The sequence below is a fragment of the Pantoea sp. SIMBA_079 genome (assembly GCF_046940275.1).
Lineage (GTDB): Bacteria > Pseudomonadota > Gammaproteobacteria > Enterobacterales > Enterobacteriaceae > Pantoea > Pantoea borealis.
Map to the genome: position 1 here is coordinate 1 of NZ_JAWRYR010000444.1, position 264 is coordinate 264.

The following is a 264-nucleotide window of genomic DNA, read 5'->3' on the forward strand; positions in this document are numbered from 1 at the left end:
CATGGGCTATTCGAAGGAAATGCCGATCGAGCGCTATTTCCGCGACGCCAAGATCACCGAGATCTACGAGGGCACCAGCGAGATCCAGCGCCTGGTCATCGCCCGCAACGAAACCGGGCTGCGCTGAGCCCGGCATGACGGCCCTGCGCGCCAGCGCCGTGGCTCGCCGCCGCCCGCGTCGCCGCTGCGACCGCGCGGCGGCCGCCGTCGTCCCCGATCCCGTCGCCCGTCGCGCCGTGCGCGCGCCGGCGATCGTCGCCCTCT

The 264-nt window shown here is 72.7% G+C and carries 1 protein-coding gene; it reads left to right on the forward strand.

The window, feature by feature from the left end:
- Positions 1-127 (forward strand): acyl-CoA dehydrogenase family protein (locus SB719_RS20730; protein ID WP_412159826.1); only part of this gene is annotated, 127 nt, incomplete at its 5' end.
- Between the last annotated feature and the right edge of the window lie 137 nt (positions 128-264).